Here is a 17381-nt window from a genome sequence, read left to right as displayed (position 1 = left end):
GTGTACACGATCATCGTCCTCCTGCCGCTCGCGGGCTTCCTGATTGCCGGGCTGTTCGGCAAGTCGATCGGCGCCAAGGCCTGCGAATACACGCTGTCCGGCTTCATGGTGGTGGCCGCGATCCTGTCCTGGATCGCCTTCATCTCCTTCGGCTTCGGCGAGGGCGAGACGGTCCGCGTGCCGCTGTTCCAGTGGATGCAGTCGGGCGGGCTCGACGTCGCCTGGTCGCTGCGGATCGACCGGCTGACGCTGGTGATGCTGATCGTCGTCAACACCGTCTCCTGCCTCGTGCATGTCTATTCGATCGGCTACATGCACCACGATCCGCATCGGCCGCGCTTCTTCGCCTATCTGTCGCTGTTCACCTTCGCCATGCTGATGCTGGTGACCTCGAACAACCTCGTGCAGATGTTCTTCGGCTGGGAGGGCGTCGGCCTCGCCTCCTATCTGCTGATCGGTTTCTGGTACAAGAAGCCGTCGGCCAACGCCGCGGCGATGAAGGCCTTCATCGTCAACCGCGTCGGTGACTTCGGCTTCGCCCTCGGCATCTTCGGCGTCTTCGCGCTGTTCGGCTCGGTCAATCTCGACACGATCTTTTCCGGTGCAGCCGACGTCGCCGCGACGCTCGGCGGCGGGGCAGGGCACGACGCGGCCGCCGCCGGCGCCGAAGCCGCGACGCACGCCGCCGGCGACGTCGTCCTCAACTTCGCCGGCTACCCGCTCACCATGGCTGCGGCGCTGACGGTCGTCTGCCTGCTGCTGTTCATGGGCGCGATGGGCAAGTCGGCGCAGATCGGCCTTCACACCTGGCTTCCTGATGCCATGGAAGGACCGACCCCGGTCTCGGCGCTGATCCATGCCGCGACGATGGTGACCGCCGGCGTCTTCATGCTGGCCCGCATGTCGCCGCTGTTCGAGCTGTCGCCCTCGGCGCTGACCTTCGTCACCTTCATCGGCGCGACGACGGCGTTCTTCGCCGCGACGGTCGGCCTCGTCCAGAACGACATCAAGCGCGTCATCGCCTATTCGACCTGCTCGCAGCTCGGCTACATGTTCGTGGCGCTCGGCGTCGGCGCCTATGGCCCGGCGATCTTCCACCTGTTCACCCACGCCTTCTTCAAGGCGCTGCTGTTCCTCGGCGCCGGCTCGGTGATCCATGCGGTCTCCGACGAGCAGGACATGCGCCGCATGGGCGGGCTGAAGAACCACATCCCGAAGACCTACTGGATGATGGTGATCGGCACCCTGGCGCTGACCGGCTTTCCGTTCACCGCCGGCTATTATTCCAAGGACGCGATCATCGAGGCGGCCTTTGTCGGCCACAATTCCTTCGCCCTTTACGGCTGGGGGATGACCGTCCTCGCCGCCTGCCTGACCAGCTTCTATTCCTGGCGGCTGATCTTCATGACCTTCCACGGCAAGCCGCGGGCCTCCGCCGACGTGATGCACCACATCCACGAGTCGCCGCCGGTGATGCTGGTGCCGCTCTTCGTGCTCGCTGCCGGGGCGCTGTTAGCCGGCATCGTCTTCGAGCACTCCTTCATCGGCGAGGGCTATGACGAATTCTGGCACGCCGCGGTGTTCACCGGCGCCGAGAACCACGTCCTGCACGACATGCACGAGATCCCGTTCTGGATCGCCTTCCTGCCGACCATTGCGATGGTCCTCGGCTTTGTCGTCGCCTACATGTTCTACATCTCGCGGCCGAGCCTTCCCAAGGAGACGGCCCAGCGCAATCGCGGCCTCTACCTGTTCCTTTTGAACAAGTGGTACTTCGACGAGCTCTACGAATTCCTGTTCGTGAAGCCCGCCCAGCGGCTCGGCCGCTTCCTGTGGAAGACCGGCGACGGCAAGGTGATCGACGGGTTCGGGCCTGACGGCGTCTCGGCCCGGGTCATCGACGTCACCGGGCGCGTCGTGCGGCTACAGAGCGGATATCTCTATCACTATGCATTCGCGATGCTGATCGGCGTTGCCGCGCTGGTCACCTGGATGATGCTCGGGGGAGCGAACTGATGACCGACTGGCCGATCCTCTCGACCGTCACCTTCCTGCCGCTGGTCGGGGCGCTCCTCATCCTCTTCATCAAGGACGATACCGAGCTCGCCCGCCGCAACGTGCGCAATGTCGCGCTTCTGACGACGGCCTTCACCTTCATCGTGTCGCTGTGGATCTGGATCGACTTCGATTCCTCCAATCCCGGCTTCCAGATGGTCGAGAAGGCGGACTGGATCGGCGGCTCGATCACCTATCACATGGGCGTCGACGGCATCTCGATGCTGTTCGTCATCCTGACGACCTTCCTGATGCCCCTCTGCATCCTGGCGAGCTTCGAATCCGTCAAGATGCGGGTGAAGGACTACATGATCGCGTTCCTGCTCCTGGAAACGCTGGTCATCGGCGTCTTCTGCGCGCTCGATCTCGTCCTTTTCTACATCTTCTTCGAGGGCGGCCTCATCCCGATGTTCCTGATCATCGGCGTGTGGGGCGGCAAGCGCCGCATCTATGCGAGCTACAAGTTTTTCCTCTACACCTTCCTCGGCTCGGTGCTGATGCTGATCGCCATCATGGCGATGTACTGGAACGCCGGCACCACCTCGATCCCGGAGCTCCTGCAGCACAAGTTCCCGGCCGAGATGCAGACCTGGCTGTGGCTCGCCTTCTTCGCCTCCTTCGCGGTGAAGATGCCGATGTGGCCGGTGCATACCTGGCTGCCGGACGCCCACGTCGAAGCGCCGACCGCCGGCTCGGTGATCCTGGCGGGCATCCTCCTGAAGCTCGGCGGCTACGGCTTCCTGCGCTTCTCGCTGCCGATGTTCCCGCTCGCCTCGGCCGACTTCGCGCCCTTCGTCTTCACCCTGTCGGTCGTCGCGATCATCTACACCTCGCTGGTCGCGCTGATGCAGGAGGACATCAAGAAGCTGATCGCCTATTCCTCCGTCGCCCACATGGGCTTCGTGACCATGGGCATCTTCGCCGCCAACCAGCAGGGCGTGCAGGGCGCGATCTTCCAGATGCTCTCCCACGGCCTGGTCTCCGGCGCGCTGTTCCTCTGCGTCGGCGTCGTCTACGACCGCATGCACACCCGCGAGATCGCCGCCTATGGCGGGCTGGTCAACCGCATGCCGCACTACGCCACCGTGATGCTGATCTTCACCATGGCGAATGTCGGCCTGCCGGGCACCTCCGGCTTCGTCGGCGAGTTCCTGACGCTGCTCGCGGTCTACCAGGTCAACACCTGGGTCGCGATCTTCGCCACCACCGGCGTCATCCTCTCCGCCGGCTACGCGCTCTGGCTCTATCGCAAGGTGATCTTCGGCGCGCTGGAGAAGGAGAGCCTTCGCCAGATCCTCGATCTCACCGGCCGCGAGAAGCTGCTGCTCTACCCGCTGGTCGTCCTGGTGATCTTCTTCGGCTTCTATCCGATGCCGGTCTTCGACGTGACGGCGGCTTCGGTGGAGACGCTCGTCAACAGCTATACGGCGGCACTCGAGGCCGCCGGCCACGGTGCGGTCGCCGCGCTCCATTGAGTGTGACCGCGTAACAGGGGGCGGCGCGCGCCGCCCCGTCCGCATGATGACATTTCCAACGTCCGCCGCCGGGGATATCCCGCAAAGGGCGTTAAACTTTCAGGTTTTGAGGCCAGCCGCCCATGATGCCCGATTTGCTCTCCAGCAGCCTCGCGATCGCCGCGCCGGAACTGATCATGTCGGTGGGCGCGATGATCCTCCTGATGGTCGGCGTCTTCATCGGCGAGAAGAGCTCGCAGACGGTGACGGGACTTGCGGTGGCGGTGATCATCATCGCGGCGCTGTGGCTGACCCTGATCACGCCGCTCGGTTCTGCCTTCGGCGGCTCCTTCATCCTCGACCCCTTCGCCCGTTTCATGAAGATCCTCGTCCTCATCGGCTCGGCGGCGGCGGTGGTGATGTCGGTCGGCTTTGCCGAAAGCGAGCGGTTCAACCGCTTCGAATTCCCGGTTCTCGTTCTCCTGTCGACCACCGGCATGATGATGATGGTCTCGGCGGGCGACATGATCGCCCTCTATCTCGGCCTCGAACTGCAGTCGCTGGCGATCTACGTCCTCGCAGCGATCAACCGTGACTCGGTCCGTTCCACCGAGGCCGGCCTGAAATATTTTGTCCTCGGCGCGTTGTCCTCGGGCATGCTGCTCTACGGCGCCTCGATGGTCTACGGCTTCACCGGCCACATCGAGTTCACCGCGATCTCGGCCGTCGTCGCCGAAAGCGGCCGCTCCCTCGGCCTCGTCGTCGGCATCGTCTTCGTCCTCGCCGGTCTCGCTTTCAAGATCTCCGCAGTGCCGTTCCACATGTGGACGCCGGACGTCTACGAGGGCGCGCCGACGCCGATCACCGCCTTCCTCGCGGGGGCGCCGAAGGTCGCCGCGATGGCGCTGCTCACCCGCTTCACCGTCCAGGGCTTCGAGCCTCTGTCCGGCCAGTGGCAGCAGGTCATCGTCTTCATCTCCATCGCCTCGATGGTGTTCGGTGCGTTTGCCGCCATCGGGCAGCGCAACATCAAGCGGCTGATGGCCTATTCTTCGATCGCCCATATGGGCTACGCGCTGGTGGGCCTTGCCCCAGCAAGCGTCGAAGGCGTGCGCGGCGTCCTGATCTACATGGCGGTCTATCTCGCCATGACCCTCGGCACCTTCGCGGTGATCCTGGCGATGCGCCGCCGCGACGGCATGGTTGAGGACATCGACGATCTCGCCGGCCTGTCCCAGACCAATCCGGTGATGGCGCTGTTCCTAACGGCGATGATGCTGTCGCTCGCCGGGCTGCCGCCGCTCGTCGGCTTCATCGGCAAGTACTTCGTCTTCATGGCGGCGGTGCATGCGGGGCTCTGGCCGCTCGCCATCATCGGCGTTCTCGCCTCGGTCGTCGGCCTCTTCTACTATCTGAGGATCGTCAAGACGATGTGGTTCGACGAGCCGGCCGAGGCCTTCGTGCCGATGGCGATCGAACTGCGCGCCGTCCTGTGGATCACCGGCCTCATCGTCTTCCCGGTCTACATCTTCGTTGGAGGCCCGGTTTTCGACGCGGCCGAGGCCGCTGCCAAGACCTTCTTCTGACGGTGGCATCGGGCTTCAACCTTTCACCAACGGCAGTTGCGGACGGCTTCCGGCTCGAATCCTTCGCCGAGATCGGCTCGACCAACCAGCTGGCGCTGGAGCGCGCCAGGGCCGGCGATCCCGGCGGGCTGTGGCTCGTCACCGGCCACCAGACCGGCGGCCGCGGCAGGCGGGGCAGGGCCTGGGAAGGGCCGCCCGGCAATCTCGCGGCGACGCTTCTCCTGCAGCCGAAGGTCGAGCTCTCGGTCGCCGCCACCCTCGGATTCGTCGCCGCTTTGGCGTTGCGTGACGCGCTCCTGGCGGTGCTGCCGGAAGGCGCCATCGCCGTTGCGCCAGATGCCGGCGACCTCGCCAGAGGCGGCCGCTTCGCGCTGAAATGGCCGAACGACGTTCTTGCCGACGGTGCGAAGCTCTCCGGCATCCTGCTCGAGACCGCCGGGGCGGGAAGCGACGATCTCGCCGTTGCCATCGGCATCGGCGTCAACGTCGTCGCCCATCCGGAGGCAACGCCCTATCCCGCCACCGATCTCGGGGCGATGGGCGCCACTGCTACGGCGGCGGATCTGTTCTTCGCCCTCAGCGATGCCTTCGTCGACAATCTGCGGCTCTGGCAGGGTGGGCGCGGTCTTGCGGCGATCCGCCACAAATGGCTTGCCGGCGCGGCGGGAATCGGCTCCGAGATCGCCGTCGACACCGGCGGCACGATCGTTCGCGGCGTATTTGAAACCATCGATGCCGACTGCCATCTGGTGATCCGGGAGGGCAATGGCCAAGTGACCAGGATCGCAGCGGGCGACGTCCATTTCGGCGCTGTCGCGTCGGTCAAGAATTTTGAGGCAAGAGCTTGATGACTCACGATAAAGACGCCGAACTGCTCTTTTGCCCGTTGGGCGGCCTCGGCGAGATCGGCATGAATTTCGCCCTCTATGGCTACGGCCCGGAAGACAGCCGCGAATGGATCGTCGTCGATTGCGGCGTCTCCTTCGCCGGCCCGGAGATGCCGGGGGTCGACCTCGTCCTGCCGGACATCCGCTTCATCGAGGAACAGCGGCTGAGGCTGAAGGGCATCGTCATTACCCATGCCCATGAGGATCACTACGGCGCGTTGCTCGACCTGTGGCCGCGGCTGAAGGCGCCGGTCTATGCCACCGCCTTCACCGCATCGCTGCTCGCCGCCAAGCGCGAGGGCGAGCCGGGGGCGCCGGACATCCCGGTGACGCTGTTCAAGGCGGGCGACCGTTTTAGCGTCGGTCCCTTCGAGATCGAGGCGATCAACGTCACGCATTCGATCCCCGAGCCCGTGGCGCTCGCGATCCGCTCGCCCGCCGGCACGGTCCTCCACACCGGCGACTGGAAGATCGACGCGACGCCGGTTCTCGGCGCGCCGACTGACGAGGCGCGCCTGCGGGCGATCGGAGACGAGGGTGTGTTGGCGATGATCGCCGACTCGACCAATGCGATGCGCGACGGCATCAGCCCGTCCGAGCGCGAGGTTTCGGCGTCGCTGGCGAAGATCATCGCCGAGGCGCCGGGCCGGGTCGCCGTGACGACCTTTTCCTCCAATGTCGGCCGCATCCGCGCGGTGGCGGAGGCCGCCCGGGACGCCGGACGCCAGGTTCTCCTGATGGGCCGGTCGATGCGCCGGGTCGTCGAGGTCGCCGACGAGCTCGAATATCTGGAGGGCCTGCCGCCGTTCCTCAGCGAGCAGGACTTCGGCTACATTCCGCGCGAGAAGGCGGTGATCATCCTGACCGGCAGCCAGGGCGAGCCCCGCGCCGCGCTGGCGCGGCTGTCGCGCGACGAGCATCCGGCGGTCAGCCTGTCGAAGGGCGACATGGTGATCTTCTCCTCCCGCTCGATCCCGGGCAACGAGAAGGGCATCATCGAGATCAAGAACGCCCTCATCGATCGCGGCATCAGGGTGCTGGAAGACGGCGAGGCGCTGGTCCACGTCTCCGGCCATCCGCGCCGCCGCGAGATGAAGGAAATGTACGAGTGGGTGCGCCCCCAGATCGCGGTGCCCGCCCATGGCGAGGCGGCGCATCTCGTCGCCCATGCCGCGCTCGCCCGCGAGGCCGGGGTGAAGACGGTTCTGTCGGTGCGCAACGGTGCGATGGTGCAGCTTGCTCCCGGCCCCGCAATGGTGGTCGACGAGGTGCCGGTCGGGCGGCTGTACAAGGATGGCCGGCTGATCGGCACGCCGGAGGAAACCGGCATCGTCGAGCGCCGTCGGCTCTCCTTCGTCGGCCACATCGCCGTCCATGTCGAGATGACGGCGAAGCTGGCGCTGCGCGACGATCCGGACATGGTGATCCTCGGCCTGCCGCAGGAGGACGAGGAGGGGGACGAGATGGAGGACATCCTCATCGACGCCGCCGTCGACGCCTTCGAGAGCATTCCGCCGAAGCGGCGCGGCGACGTCGAGACCGTCCGCGAGGCGGTGCGCCGGGCCGTGCGTTTTGCCGCCGCCGACGCCTGGGGCAAGAAGCCGATCGTCACCGTCTTCGTCTCGAAGCCCTGAGGCTTCGGGGCTGAGCACGAAATCCGATATCGGGCCGGGCGGCGCTTTCGGTCATTGAATCCAGGCATCGTGCTTTTCGGAGATCGATTGCGATTTTCGGGACTATGCTGCGAGGATGCCGAGGCTCAGCGCATCAGATGGATGGCGTGGCGCGGAACCCGCTGGGTCTTCGCCCAATCGGGCCAGCCGACCGTGTTCTCGATGATGACGATGGTGGCCGAGAGCACGACCACGGCGCCGGCGGCGATCAGCCAGCGACGGCTGGGCGGACGGCGCAGCCAGTAGGCCATGCGGACGAACAGCTGGATCGGAAACATCGCCTGTTTATAGGGACGTGGCCCCGGGCTGCCAATGCGCAGCCATGGGCCGAGCTTGCTGATGGCTCAGACCGCCGTGGCTCTGCTTGCCTCCGTCTGCCACCTCAAGACCCGGCATGGCCATGCGCCGGGCCTCACTGGCGGTACTTGAACTCGTAGGTCTTGCAGTTGTCGAGGCCCGAAGGGGCGGGCTCGTGCCGATTCTCGGCTCCGACCGCGGAGCTATTGGTTCGGCGGGTGACCTGATCGACCAGAGCAAGGGTCCGCGCATACTGCTTCTGCCCCTCGAGTTCCGTCGACACCTCACCGAGGGCCCGTGTGATTTCGGCGAAATTCTCCTGATAGGACCACGGCGCGACCGTGCCGATGACGCCGACCATGTTGAAGCGGCCGTTGTCGCTGGTCTCGTCGTATTTTCCCCGCAGCGAATAGAGCGCGTCGATCGGAACGCAGATCGTCGAATTGTCGACCACTGAAGCGAGGATGATGGTGGCGTTGACGCGTAAGGCCGCGTCGTCACCGATGGCGTCCTGCGACAGGCGGCGGATGATCTCCAGGTCGTCCTGGAGGCGGAAGCTCCGGATTGCCTCGGCGCCACCATCGACGAGCCGCGCCCTGATTGCACCGGTCAGAAGGATCTTCTGCTCGATGTCGTAATCCGGATAGTCCTCCCGCAGGAGCTTGATGAGGCAGTCTATGGCGCCGTCATAAGAGAGCGTCTTGCGGTCGACGGAAGATTTGAGCGTGCCGATGCTCTCCTGGATCAGCACGCAGCGACTATCCTCTGCAGCGGCAGAGATGGCAGCCTTGGTCTGTCCACCGGCGAAAGCCAGAAGGACGAACGGCAGGGCGACGCGGAACGAACCGTCAGCTCGGCTGGAACGAGATCGAAGCTTCTGCGGGGACACTACCCGGCTGCGGCGTGTCCGGCACCACGGGAATCTGCTCATAGTCGTTTTCTCGCAGGATGCTGATGACGCCGATGTCGTCCGACTGCGGCTGATAGACGAGCGTTTCCCCACCATCGGGTGTCGAGATGCTGCTTTCGGCATGGAACGGAACGACGATCTCGTTCGGCACACCGCTCTTGATCTTCTCGGCGGAGAGCGGGTCGGTCGAGAAGAAATAGGCTTCCAGCGTCCGCGTCCCCTCGAAGGCCTGCGGAAACGGGATCAGCACCACGAAACTGTCGCCTCGCCGGAATGTCGGCAGGTCGACGCCGTTCATCCGTACGAAGCCGACGAGGTCGTCATAGGGCACCGGGCGTCCGGCCGGGTCCTTTGGCAGGATGCGGAATTCGAGATATTTCCGCTGCAGGTCGAATGCCTTGTCGATATCCGAGTAAAAGAAGATGAACAGGCCGGAGATGACGATCGACAGGGCGCCGGCGCCTCCGGCGAGATAGACCTTGGCGCTGTAGACCTCGGATTGCGTCCCGGAAAACTCGCCGAAGCTCTGGGTACCCGAGCCGTAGAGTACCAGCGCAACACCTATGACGACGAGGATGAAGGTGAGGCCGGAATGCGTGCCGAACATCGTCCGGTAGGATGCGTAAAGAAACACCGAGCCGACGAGCATGAAGAAGATGCCACTCGAGAAAAACTGCTTGATTTCTCGGTAGAAAAAGCGGCCCGTACTCCCCATCCGAAAGCCTCCGACCCAACATAACGCTATGTCTCGCCGCTGCAGCTTCAGTTTGCAGTGGCGACTGACGGGTGTCAAACGGCTTGGCCAGACAAAAGAACGGGAGCCGGCCTTTACGGAAGGACTGAGGTCGAGAAACCGTGGTGATCGTTGAGCCTCGGCCCTGAGTGCCGGCCGCTGCTACGCGGATGGGTGTTCCCGGCGGTTTCCCCCCAGCCTCTCGAATGGCACCGGCGACGCCGTGGACGACGAGGCGGTGCCGGACAGACGCGTTCAGGCCGCCATGACCTGGCGGGGCGGGTAGACCCTGGCGCGGCCGGAATCCTTGGCGGCGTAGAGCGCCGCATCCGCCGCGGCCAGGAGGTCGGTCGGCGTTTCGGGCCGGTCGACATCGTCGCAGGCGGCAACGCCGATGCTGAGCGTCAGCTTGGCACCGGCACCGAGGCCGGGATTGGGGATCTGCGCCCTTGCGACGGCCCGGGTGATGCGCCTCGCGACGGCGATCGCGCCGGCGAGGCCGGTGCGCGGCAGGATGACGGCGAATTCCTCGCCGCCGAAGCGCGCGCAGACGTCGCATTCGCGCCGCGTCTCGTCGGCGACGAGCCTGGCGATCCGCTGCAGGCACTTGTCGCCAGCCAGATGGCCGAGCGTGTCGTTGTAGGCCTTGAAGTGGTCGATATCGATCATCAGCAGCGCCAGGTCGCGCCCGGTCGCCGTGGCGATCTGCCATTCGCCTTCGAGATATTCGTCGAACAGCCGGCGGTTGGGGATGCCGGTCAAGGAATCCTGCCGGGCGAGGACCTCAAGCTTGTCCTGCGCTTCCTTCTGGACGGTGATGTCGCGCAGCGTCTCGACCACGGCGATCAGATTGCCGTCCTCGTCATGGATCGGCCCGGCGTCGATGGCGAGATAGCGAAGCCCGCCGACGCGGGGAAGATGGCACCAGTTCTCCGCCGAATAGATTCCGCGGTCGGGATCGGACGAGCAGTCGACGGTGTAGAGGCCGGAAATGTCGGCGGCGGCGTTGCGGATCACCAGGTCGGCGAGGCAGGCCCGCTCCTCGGTGTAGAAGCCCTTCCAGTGATGCTTCGTGCCGATGACGTCGTCGGCGCTGATCCCGGTCAGCCGCTCACAGGACCGGTTCCAGATCAGGACATGGCCGGTACCGTCGAGGACGAAGGTCGGCACGACCAGATGCTCCATCAGGCGGACCGCGAAATCTCGGTGTTTTCTCGTCGCTTTCATCCGGAACGGTCTCCCAACCTGTCCCGATCATCGAAGCAGACGTTCTATAAGATATACTTAATTCAAGCATCCGCTTCCGAGAGAATTGCAAGTTTGCAAGATATATCATCGTCGACGCAGGGTCAGATCCCGGCGAACCATTCGTAGCCTCTGTCCTCCCAGTAGCCGCCACTACCGGTGCCATAGCCGGAGAGGCTATCGGTCAATGTAATTGTACGGATGTATTTCGCCATCTTGTAGCCGAGCTGGCGCTCGACACGGACGCGGAGCGGTGCGCCGTTGGAGACGGGCAGGGGCTTGCCGTCGAGCCCGTAGGCGAGGATCGTCTGCGGGTGGCGGGCATCGATGAGGTCGATCGACTCGTAATACTTGACCGGACCGTCGAAGCTGTTCTCCATCGTGTCGAAGCAACCGAAGACGACGAAGCGGGCCGAGGGCTTTACCTTTGCCTCGTCGAGCAGCAGCGCCAGCGGCACGCCGGTCCACTTGGCAATGCAGCTCCACCCCTCGACGCAGTCGTGGCGGGTGATCTGGGTGCGGCTCGGCATCGCCCGGATCTCGTCCAGACTGACCTCCAGCGGCTTTTCGACGAGGCCGTCGAGTTTCAGGCGATAGGACGCAAAGTTTTCGTTCGCCAGCTGCTGGTAGTCGGCATCGCTCGGGCTCGTCGTGCCGTTCGGCCGCTGCGGCTGGCGGATCTCGCTTTCGGAATATTCCCGCGCCAGGTCGTCGCTGCCGAGCAGCATCCGCTGCACCCGGTAGGTGAGGGAATTGGTGCTCTCGAGAACGCCGCGCACCTTCGAATCGCCGTCGCCGAGCGGATCGAAGCAGCCGGCGAGAGCCGATGTCGAGGCGACGGCTGAGCCGGTCAGGAAGGAGCGGCGCGACAGGGTGAAGCGGCTCATCGGCTTTTCTCCGAAGTGCGGTACCAGCCGGTGATCATCGACCGCAGCTCGTTGAGCGGGCCGGCGAGGACGACCATCAGGATATGGACGAGGAAGAACAGGACGAGGGCGAGCATGACGACGAAGTGGATCGTCCGCGCCGTCTGGCGGCCGCCGAAGAGGTCGATCAGGAAGGGGAACTTCGCGACGACGCCCGGCGACATCGTCAGCCCGGTAAGGATCATCACCGGCAGCGCCACGAAGAGCACGCCGGCATAGGAGAGCTTCTGCAGGACGTTGTAGCGCCCGTCATGGGCAAAGCGCAGCCGCAGATGGTCGAGCACGTCGCCGGGCAGGTGCCTTAGGTCGCGGCCGGTCGGCACGAGGTCCCTCAGATGGCCGTTGACCGCGCTGGCGGCGAGCCAGACGAAAAGCGTCGTCACCAGCACCCAGGCGAAAAAGAAATGCACGATGCGACCGGTGGCAAGGTCGCGGTAGCCGGGGATCGTCAGCCAGCCGGGAAAGCTCTTCGCTGCCTGGCCGTCGCCCTGCGGCACGACGCCGAGCCAGCCGGTGGTGTCGAAGCTGTGGCCGAACACCGTGGTGACGCCGGCCATCGCGCCGTCGACCCGGCGGGCGCCGATGGAAAGCACGCTGTTGTCGAAGCCGAAGCCCGACTGCTGGCCGATATAAAGATCCGGCCGGGCCATGAAGATCTGCAGGCCGGAGAGCAGCATGAAGAACAGGCTGATCGCCCAGACCCAGTGGGTGAGCCGCGTCGCCAGCCTCTGGCGATAGACGAGGCCGGCCGTCTCGCCGCTCGCGAGTTCGTGTTCCCCGGCGGTCTCGCTGCGCGCGAGCTCCTGCCCGGGCTCGGCCCTGGTGGTCGTCGCCATGATACTCTCCGTCGAAGCGCCACTTGGCGCTGCCTGCGCCGTCACTCGCCTATTCGTCGCAGTCGCCGCGGAGGTTTCAAGCCGCTCTCCTGAACGTGAAGAAGGCCAACTAACGGCCGGTCCGGTTGAGTATGCGGTCCAGCGCCTGCAGGAAGCGCGAGCGGTCGGCGGCCGAAAAGCTGGCATTGTAGCCCTTCGATTCGCCGGTCTCGCGCAGATGCTGCTTGAAGGCGCGCATCGACAGCGCCGTGCCGATGGTCTCGGCGGTAAATTCCCGCCCTGTCGGCCCGAGCACCGCCGCGCCCTTGTCGAGCGCGCGGGCGGCCAGCGGGATGTCCGCCGTGATGACGACGTCGTCACGGGTGCAGGCCTCGACGATCCAGTCGTCGGCGGCGTCCGCCCCCTCCGGCACGACGACGATCCGCGCTTCGGGAAAGCGCGAGGGCCGCATGCCGCCGTTCGAGACCAGCACCGCCGCTGCGCCCCGCCGCACCGCGACGTCGATCGCCTCGTCCTTCACCGGGCAGGCATCGGCATCGACATAGACGGTGGTCATGGGCTTCCTCGCTTGCTTGCAGTTCGTTCGGCCGCGCTTTCCGGCCGAACGCGTCGGGCCGGGGCCACGGCGATGGCGGTTCGCGGCAAAGCGTGCCATGGAGCGGCATGGCCGAAACGACCCACACCTACGACAATACGCCCGGCGAGACGCTGAAGGGCATGGCGATCATGATCTTCGCCGCGGCCTTCATTCCGCTTCTCGACGTGTTCGGCAAGATGCTGGTCACGACCCACGAGCTGTCGCCGGGGGAGGTGGGCATGGTCCGGCTCTTCGTCCAGGCGCTGGTGACGCTGCCGATCGTCTTTCTCGTCGACGGCCGCGACGGGCTGAAGACGACGCGGCCGGGCCTCAACATCCTTCGCGGCCTGCTGCTCGCCCTTGGCAGCATTTCCTTCTTCGCGGCGCTGCGCTTCATGCCGCTCGCCGACTCCACCGCGGTCTTCCTGGTCGAGCCGCTGATCGTCACGCTGTTTTCGGCGCTGTTTTTGAAGGAGACGATCGGCTGGCGGCGCATCGCCGCGGTGGCGGTCGGCTTCGTCGGGGCGTTGATCATCATCCGTCCGAGCTACGCCGTCTTCGGCCTCGCCTCGCTCCTGCCGCTGATGGCCGCCGTCGCCGTCGCCCTCTACCTGATCCTCAGCCGCATCGTTTCGCGCGGCACCAGTTCGCTGGCGATGATGGTCCATGCCGGCTTCGTCGGTGGCATCGCGCTTGCTGCCGCGATGGCGGTCGGCCACGGCCAGGGGATTGCGGAGCTCAGCTTCGCCTGGCCGCACACCGCGACCGCCTGGGCGCTGCTCGCTCTCGCCGGTGTCGTCGGCACGGCCGGGCATCTGCTGTTCATCCTCGCCTACCGGCTGACGCCGGCCTCGATTCTGGCGCCCTTCGGCTATGTCGAGATCGTCTCGGCGATCGGCTTCGGTTACGTCTTCTTCGGCGACCTGCCGGATTTCGCCAAATGGATCGGCATGGCGATCATCGTCGGATCGGGTCTCTTCGTCTTCCTGCGCGAACGCCAGACTAAAGGCGCCAGCCGCGTCCCGCCGCCTCACTGAGCCGCGCCGGAACGCTCAGTCGCCGATTCGCAACTCCCTTCCCCTACGCTACCATCGAGGGGACAGCGGCGAGGTCTTGCCGCAGCGGAGCAGGGGATGCGCATGGCGAAAAGCGTTCACGTCGAGATCACCGGCCGCGTCCAGGGGGTCGGCTATCGTGCCTGGTGCGAGGAGGAGGCTCGAGGCCTCGGCCTGTCCGGCTGGGTGCGCAACCGGCGATCCGGCGCGGTCGAGGCGGTCTTCAGCGGCGAGCCGGAGGCGGTCGACGCGATGCTGCAAAAGGCTGAAGAAGGCCCGCCCTGCAGCCATGTCGGCAAGGTCGACATACTGGGGGAGGTGGAAAGCTACGACAGTGAGTTCGAGGTCCGGCCGACGGAGTGAAGTGCGCGAGGCAGCCGCGTCACCGCCTCGGCGCGGGCCTTTGCTCAACTGTCCCGCGTTTCGCCGAACACCGCCTCGAAATTGCGGCGAAGCAGGGCATCGACTTCCGGCATGGAAACGACGATGCCGAGATCGGCGAGGCTGGTGACGCCGTGGCCGCGGATGCCGCAGGGCACGATCCCGGAGAAATGGTCGAGATCGGGATCGACGTTGAGCGAGATCCCGTGGAAGGTCACCCAGCGGCGCACCCGAATGCCGATCGCGGCGATCTTATCCTCGGCGATGGAGCCGTCAGGCGTCGGGCTGCGCTCCGGCCGCCGCACCCAGACGCCGACCCTGTCCTCCCGCCGCTCGCCGGTCACCTGGAACTCGGCGAGAGTCGCGATGATCCAGGCCTCCAGCGCCGCGACGAAGGCGCGCACATCCTGCCGCCGGCGCTTGAGATCGAGGAGGACATAGGCCACCCGCTGGCCGGGCCCGTGATAGGTGTACTGGCCGCCGCGCCCGGCCGGAAAGACCGGAAACCGGCTGTCGAGGAGGTCTGCCTCCTTTGACCCGGTGCCTGCCGTATAGAGCGGCGGATGCTCGACGAGGAAAACCGCCTCGCGGGCCGTCCCCTCGGCGATCGCGCCGACGCGGGTCTCCATCGCTTCGAGCGCCTCCGGATAGGGTGTCAGCCCGTTGATCACCAGCCAGTCGACGGGCGGCGACCCGGCAAGCGGGCGAAAGCGGTCGGTCGCGGTGTGGAGGCGGGGGGCGGCAAGGTCCTGGATCGTCATGGCCTTGCATATAGCGATTCCAGCCTGGCCCGGAAACGGCCGCCACATGCCGCGGGGCGGGGCGTGCGACGACGGGCGCAGGAGGCGCATTTCGGCTGCTGGAGGCCATCCGCCCGTCCCTCTGCCGCGACTGCGCAGCCTCACCTGGGCACAGGCCCTGACGAATTGCGCGGCGCGGCGAAGTTTGGCCTTGTGCCGCCGGAGAAGTCTTGTTACACGCCCGCCACCGATGGCGAACGGCCCTCGGCAACACGGCGTGCGGTCGTGGCGGAATTGGTAGACGCGCAGCGTTGAGGTCGCTGTGGGGCAACCCGTGGAAGTTCGAGTCTTCTCGACCGCACCAGTCGCTTCCCGATAGCGACGCCAATCCTATCCTCACCGACATCCTGAACGATCGGCGATCGCCCTCCTGTGGGCAGGCGCAAGACATCCGCCGTGTTCATCGCCCGTCTGGTCTATCCGACCGCGCGCAGCCTCCGTGTGGCCTATAGTTTCAGCACAGCTTTGCCGGACAACGCTGCGGACGACCGTCTGACCAATCCTCGGGATGATGCTGCAGTTGTAAATCGCAAATTGTTATCCAGAATTGCAAGCGCCCGATCTACATGGCAACGTAGCAGATCTGGCGGCCCACCCATGTCGTGCGGAACCGCTGTCCGGATCGACGTCGCTGCGAGGGCACTTGCAAATCGACAGGCTGTTTCTGAGCGTTGGCGTGATGAAGGCTGGAACCACCTGGATCCACCGCATGCTCAGCCAGCACCCCCAGATCCGCTCGACGCCGGTCAAGGAGATTCATTACTTTTCGCATCTCCATCTGCCGGGTCATGCGGATCTCGCGCCCGTCCGCAAGCTCGCCACGGCGACCCCCCTGACGGCGATCGACCCGAAGAAGAACAAGCCGATGGCCGTTCGCAGCCGCCTTCTCTGGACTGCGAAGTTTCTCGCCGAGCCGACGGATGATCGCTGGTATGCGAACCTGTTCGCCCCGTGCCCGCAGGACGCCTACTGCGCCGATTTCAGCAATCTCTACTGTTTGATGGGAGCGCCCGGGTGGCACCATGTCCGCAGAATATGCGGGAAAGTACGGGTGATCTTCACCATGCGCGATCCGCGCACCCGATTGTGGTCGCATGCCCGGTTCAGCGCGCTGAAGACCGGCAGAACCGCCGAAATCGCGACGTGGACCCCCGAAACCTTTGAAACTCTGGTCAGGACGCCGTCGATCTGGATGAACGGTGAATATGGTTCCGCGGTGCGACGGCTGCGCGAATCGCTCTCGGAAGAGGAGCTGAAGATCAGCTTCTTCGAGGACATCCATCGCGATCCGGCCAGGTGGCTCCGTGAGGTGGAAGACCACCTCGGGATCAGACGCCACGACTATTCGACGGACGGATTGACCAAGCGGTTTGCTCAGTCTGTCGAAAGGCCGATGCCGGACTGGCTTCCCGAATTGTTTCAGTCAGATCTCGAGCGAGTCGTGGCGGAACTCGCCGAACAGGGCATCGAAGCGCCAAGGGAATGGCTGTCACCCCTTCCGACGAAACCGGCGGAGCATGAAAGCCCGTCAAGGGTCTCGTCGAGCGCCTGGGAGGCCATGTCGAAAGCGCGACGAACCGTCCTGTCGGCCTTTCGCGCCTGAGGCTCGGCTCCGCGCCGAGCCAGATAGTCCGGGAAATGGACCTGCGAATGCAGCCTATTCGTCCGGCATGCTCGGCGCCATGCCGAGGGCCTGGAGATAGAGGTCGAGGATCGCTTCCTGCTCCTGGCGCTCGTCGGCGTCCTGCTTGCGCAGCGAGATGACCCGGCGCAGGATCTTGGTGTCGAAACCGTTGCCCTTGGCTTCGGCATAGACGTCCTTGATGTCGTCGCCGATGGTCTTCTTTTCTTCCTCGAGCCGCTCGATCCGCTCGACGAAGGAGCGAAGCTGATCCTGCGCGACCCCGTTGGCGTCAGACATGTGGGCACTCCGTGTTCATGGGACTTCAATCGATCGCCAGCCTTT

General features: G+C 65.3%; 17 protein-coding genes and 1 tRNA gene. 9 read left to right on the top strand and 9 right to left on the bottom strand.

Going from position 1 to position 17381, the window contains the following annotated elements; genetic code table 11:
- The 5 genes from nuoL (at position 1) to E3C22_RS04160 (ending at position 7616) form a co-directional block, all read left to right on the top strand.
- Positions 1–2016: an NADH-quinone oxidoreductase subunit L gene (gene nuoL, locus E3C22_RS04180; protein WP_134760479.1), complete on the top strand. Its 2016-nt coding sequence runs from the start codon at positions 1–3 to the stop codon at positions 2014–2016.
- On the top strand, positions 2016–3530 hold the full coding sequence (locus tag E3C22_RS04175) for an NADH-quinone oxidoreductase subunit M (protein WP_134760477.1): 1515 nt from the start codon (positions 2016–2018) through the stop codon (positions 3528–3530). Before nuoL ends, E3C22_RS04175 begins: the two co-directional genes overlap by 1 nt.
- 122 nt (positions 3531–3652) lie before the next feature.
- On the top strand, positions 3653–5095 hold the full coding sequence (gene nuoN, locus E3C22_RS04170) for an NADH-quinone oxidoreductase subunit NuoN (RefSeq protein WP_134760475.1): 1443 nt from the start codon (positions 3653–3655) through the stop codon (positions 5093–5095).
- A gap of 2 nt (positions 5096–5097) precedes the next feature.
- The gene (locus E3C22_RS04165) at positions 5098–5943 is read left to right on the top strand and encodes a biotin--[acetyl-CoA-carboxylase] ligase (RefSeq protein ID WP_134760473.1); all 846 of its coding nucleotides are present in this window, start codon (positions 5098–5100) and stop codon (positions 5941–5943) included.
- Positions 5943–7616, top strand: a complete 1674-nt coding sequence (locus tag E3C22_RS04160) for a ribonuclease J (protein WP_134760471.1) — start codon at positions 5943–5945, stop codon at positions 7614–7616. The genes E3C22_RS04165 and E3C22_RS04160 overlap by 1 nt, the downstream gene beginning before the upstream one ends.
- Before the next feature lie 125 nt (positions 7617–7741).
- Here E3C22_RS04160 and E3C22_RS04155 read toward each other — a convergent pair whose 3' ends face one another.
- The 7 genes from E3C22_RS04155 to E3C22_RS04125 all read right to left on the bottom strand — a co-directional run bounded on the left by E3C22_RS04155 (position 7742) and on the right by E3C22_RS04125 (position 13158).
- On the bottom strand, positions 7742–7933 hold the full coding sequence (locus E3C22_RS04155) for a hypothetical protein (protein ID WP_134760469.1): 192 nt from the start codon (positions 7931–7933) through the stop codon (positions 7742–7744).
- Positions 7934–8067: 134 nt separating this feature from the next.
- Positions 8068–8703 carry a hypothetical protein gene (locus E3C22_RS04150; RefSeq protein WP_134760467.1) on the bottom strand — a complete coding sequence of 212 codons (636 nt, stop codon included), beginning with the start codon at positions 8701–8703 and terminating at the stop codon, positions 8068–8070.
- A gap of 97 nt (positions 8704–8800) precedes the next feature.
- Complete coding sequence (locus E3C22_RS04145; protein WP_134760466.1) at positions 8801–9577, bottom strand: hypothetical protein; 777 nt, start codon at positions 9575–9577, stop codon at positions 8801–8803.
- Positions 9578–9850: 273 nt separating this feature from the next.
- Positions 9851–10822 carry a sensor domain-containing diguanylate cyclase gene (locus E3C22_RS04140; RefSeq protein ID WP_134760465.1) on the bottom strand — a complete coding sequence of 324 codons (972 nt, stop codon included), beginning with the start codon at positions 10820–10822 and terminating at the stop codon, positions 9851–9853.
- A 122-nt stretch (positions 10823–10944) separates the two neighbouring features.
- A complete protein-coding gene (locus tag E3C22_RS04135; protein ID WP_134760464.1) occupies positions 10945–11727 on the bottom strand; it encodes a molybdopterin-dependent oxidoreductase in 783 nt (260 codons plus the stop codon).
- Positions 11724–12602, bottom strand: a complete 879-nt coding sequence (locus E3C22_RS04130; protein ID WP_134760463.1) for a cytochrome b/b6 domain-containing protein — start codon at positions 12600–12602, stop codon at positions 11724–11726. The genes E3C22_RS04135 and E3C22_RS04130 overlap by 4 nt, the downstream gene beginning before the upstream one ends.
- A gap of 109 nt (positions 12603–12711) precedes the next feature.
- On the bottom strand, positions 12712–13158 hold the full coding sequence (locus E3C22_RS04125; protein ID WP_134760462.1) for a YaiI/YqxD family protein: 447 nt from the start codon (positions 13156–13158) through the stop codon (positions 12712–12714).
- 107 nt (positions 13159–13265) lie between these two features.
- Here E3C22_RS04125 and E3C22_RS04120 point away from each other — a divergent pair, with 107 nt between their 5' ends.
- Both E3C22_RS04120 and E3C22_RS04115 read left to right on the top strand, forming a co-directional pair.
- Positions 13266–14216: a DMT family transporter gene (locus tag E3C22_RS04120; protein ID WP_134760461.1), complete on the top strand. Its 951-nt coding sequence runs from the start codon at positions 13266–13268 to the stop codon at positions 14214–14216.
- 102 nt (positions 14217–14318) lie between these two features.
- Entirely contained in the window at positions 14319–14597 is a 279-nt protein-coding gene (locus E3C22_RS04115) for an acylphosphatase (RefSeq protein WP_342635614.1), read from the top strand.
- 44 nt (positions 14598–14641) lie between these two features.
- On the opposite strand, the gene lipB is transcribed toward E3C22_RS04115, so the two are convergent.
- Entirely contained in the window at positions 14642–15376 is a 735-nt protein-coding gene (gene lipB, locus E3C22_RS04110) for a lipoyl(octanoyl) transferase LipB (protein ID WP_134760459.1), read from the bottom strand.
- Positions 15377–15634: 258 nt separating this feature from the next.
- Between lipB and E3C22_RS04105 the strand changes: the two genes are divergently transcribed.
- Positions 15635–15719: transfer RNA gene (locus tag E3C22_RS04105), tRNA-Leu, on the top strand.
- A gap of 339 nt (positions 15720–16058) precedes the next feature.
- Positions 16059–17018, top strand: coding sequence for a sulfotransferase (locus E3C22_RS04100; protein WP_134760458.1), 960 nt, complete (start codon positions 16059–16061; stop codon positions 17016–17018).
- A 54-nt stretch (positions 17019–17072) separates the two neighbouring features.
- On the opposite strand, the gene E3C22_RS04095 is transcribed toward E3C22_RS04100, so the two are convergent.
- Positions 17073–17336: a DUF2312 domain-containing protein gene (locus tag E3C22_RS04095; protein ID WP_134760457.1), complete on the bottom strand. Its 264-nt coding sequence runs from the start codon at positions 17334–17336 to the stop codon at positions 17073–17075.
- Positions 17337–17381 lie beyond the last annotated feature (45 nt).

The organism is Jiella endophytica, assembly GCF_004519335.1.
Lineage (GTDB): Bacteria > Pseudomonadota > Alphaproteobacteria > Rhizobiales > Rhizobiaceae > Jiella > Jiella endophytica.
This window is presented reverse-complemented; position numbering and strand designations above follow the sequence as displayed.

Excerpts from the sequence above, each read along its gene's own strand:
- E3C22_RS04175 (WP_134760477.1), top strand. The coding sequence starts at position 2,016 with ATGACCGACTGGCCGATCCTCTCGACCGTCACCTTCCTGCCGCTGGTC.
- nuoN (WP_134760475.1), top strand. The coding sequence starts at position 3,653 with ATGATGCCCGATTTGCTCTCCAGCAGCCTCGCGATCGCCGCGCCGGAA.
- E3C22_RS04160 (WP_134760471.1), top strand. The coding sequence starts at position 5,943 with ATGACTCACGATAAAGACGCCGAACTGCTCTTTTGCCCGTTGGGCGGC.
- E3C22_RS04155 (WP_134760469.1), bottom strand. The coding sequence starts at position 7,933 with ATGTTTCCGATCCAGCTGTTCGTCCGCATGGCCTACTGGCTGCGCCGT.
- E3C22_RS04145 (WP_134760466.1), bottom strand. The coding sequence starts at position 9,577 with ATGGGGAGTACGGGCCGCTTTTTCTACCGAGAAATCAAGCAGTTTTTC.
- E3C22_RS04140 (WP_134760465.1), bottom strand. The coding sequence starts at position 10,822 with ATGAAAGCGACGAGAAAACACCGAGATTTCGCGGTCCGCCTGATGGAG.
- E3C22_RS04135 (WP_134760464.1), bottom strand. The coding sequence starts at position 11,727 with ATGAGCCGCTTCACCCTGTCGCGCCGCTCCTTCCTGACCGGCTCAGCC.
- E3C22_RS04130 (WP_134760463.1), bottom strand. The coding sequence starts at position 12,602 with ATGGCGACGACCACCAGGGCCGAGCCCGGGCAGGAGCTCGCGCGCAGC.
- E3C22_RS04125 (WP_134760462.1), bottom strand. The coding sequence starts at position 13,158 with ATGACCACCGTCTATGTCGATGCCGATGCCTGCCCGGTGAAGGACGAG.
- E3C22_RS04120 (WP_134760461.1), top strand. The coding sequence starts at position 13,266 with ATGGCCGAAACGACCCACACCTACGACAATACGCCCGGCGAGACGCTG.
- E3C22_RS04115 (WP_342635614.1), top strand. The coding sequence starts at position 14,319 with ATGGCGAAAAGCGTTCACGTCGAGATCACCGGCCGCGTCCAGGGGGTC.
- lipB (WP_134760459.1), bottom strand. The coding sequence starts at position 15,376 with ATGACGATCCAGGACCTTGCCGCCCCCCGCCTCCACACCGCGACCGAC.
- E3C22_RS04095 (WP_134760457.1), bottom strand. The coding sequence starts at position 17,336 with ATGTCTGACGCCAACGGGGTCGCGCAGGATCAGCTTCGCTCCTTCGTC.